At 78.3% G+C, this 1,898-nt stretch carries 1 protein-coding gene; it reads left to right on the plus strand.

The window, feature by feature from the left end:
- A partial coding sequence (locus tag NH342_RS22820; protein WP_253018636.1) for a bifunctional lysylphosphatidylglycerol flippase/synthetase MprF occupies positions 1-1,898 on the plus strand: 1,898 nt, incomplete at both ends.

Here is a 1,898-nt window from a genome sequence, read left to right on the forward strand (position 1 = left end):
CGGGCACGCGGCCGCCGCCGCGAGCACGCCCCGGTCAGCCGGCGGGAATCCCGCGCGCTGGTGGCGCTCGTGGTCGCCGCCGCCGCGGTCGGGCCGCTGCTGGCCGCGCTGGCCCGCACGTCGAGCGGGCCGTGGTCGGTGCTGTCGCACCTGTTCGTCGCCGGGTCGCCCGACAGCGGTCTGGTCCGCCAGGTCTGCGACACGACCGGCGACGCCGCCGACTGCCGGGTGCTGACCGGCCGCGCCCACCTGGTCGGCCTGGGCCCGACGCTGCTGTCGGCGCTGCCGGTGCTGCTGCAGCTGGTGCTGGCCGAGGGCCTGCGCCGCGGCCGCCGGGCCGCCTGGGTGGGCGCCGTGCTGTTCACCGCCGCCCTCACCGCGGTCGGCGGGGCGGTCGTGGTGGCGGTGCTGACCCGGCCGGGCGATGCCCTCACCGTGCTGGGCACCCCGCGCGCCGGGCTGCCGGTGGTCGCCGTCTGGGCGCCACTGGTCGCACCGCTGGCTCTGCTGGTGCTGCTGCTGGCCACCCGCAGCCGCTTCGCCGTCCCCGCCGCCCCGGGCACCGCCCGCCGCTGGGCCGCGCTGGCCGGTGGCGGGCTGGCCGCCGTGCTCGTCGTGCACCTCGGCCTGGGCCTGCTGCTGCGCGGGGAGTGGGCCACCCCGCCCACGCTGACCCGGCTGCTGCTGGACCTCCCCGCCCGGATGCTGCCCCCGGGGTGGCTGGGCGAGGTGCTGCCCCAGCTCGCGCCGCTGCGCGGTGCGGCTCGGGTGCTGGCCGACTGGACCGGTGTCGCCTGCTGGGCGGTGCTCGTCGGCTCGGCCTGGGTGGTCGTGCGGCCGGCCGTGCCCAGCGGGGACGCCGCCCGGGCGCGCGCCCTGGTGGACCGGCACGGCGACACGGCCCTGTCGTTCATGACCACCTGGGTGGGCAACCGCTGGTGGTTCACCGACGACGGGCAGGCCGTGGTCGCCTTCCGCGTCGTCGGGGGCGTGGCCCTGACCACCGGTGACCCGGTCGGCCCGCCCGCTGCCCGGGCGCGGGCCGTGCCGGAGTTCACCGCCTGGTGCCAGGCCCGCGGCTGGACCCCGTGCTGGTACTCCGTCACCGACGCCGTCGCCGAGGCGCTGCCCGGCGCCCGCCGGCTGCAGGTGGCCAGCGAGACGTGGCTGCCGCTGGGGTCGCTGGCCTACAGCGGCAAGAAGTGGCAGGACGTCCGGACGGCGATCAACCGGGCCGCCCGGGACGGCGTGCAGGCGGTCTGGGTGACCTGGGCCGACGCGCCGCTGGCGCTGCGCGAGCAGGTCGCGCTGTCCTCGGAGGAGTGGCTGGCCGGCAAGGGGCTGCCCGAGATGGGGTTCACCCTGGGCGGGCTGGACGAGCTGGACGACCCCGCCGTCCGCTGCCTGCTCTCGGTCGGCCCCGACGGCCACGTGCACGGCATCACCAGCTGGCTGCCGGCCGCCCGGGACGGCGTCCGGGTGGGCTGGACGCTGGACCTGATGCGCCGCAGCCCCGGCTGCCCGCCCGGCACCATGGAGTTCCTGGTGGGCACCGCGGCTCTGGCCTTCCAGGCGGAGGGGGCGGAGTTCGTCAGCCTCTCCGGGGCGCCGCTGGCCTTCCCCGACGGGACCGCCGACGACGGCCTGGCCAGGCTGCTGGAGGCCACCGGGCGGCTGATGGAGCCGGTGTACGGCTTCCGGTCCCTGCTGTCGTTCAAGGCGAAGTTCCAGCCGCAGCACCGCCCGCTGTGGCTGGTGCACCTGGACAACGCGGAGCTGCCCCGGATCGCCCGTGCGGTGTCGCAGGCCTACCTGCCGCACCTGTCGCCCCGGCAGGCGCTGCGGCTGGGCCGGGCCCTGCTGCACGGCCGCCGGCGCCGGCCCGTGCCGCCCCCCGC

It is taken from the genome of Klenkia sp. PcliD-1-E (genome assembly GCF_024124375.1).
Classification (GTDB): domain Bacteria; phylum Actinomycetota; class Actinomycetes; order Mycobacteriales; family Geodermatophilaceae; genus Klenkia.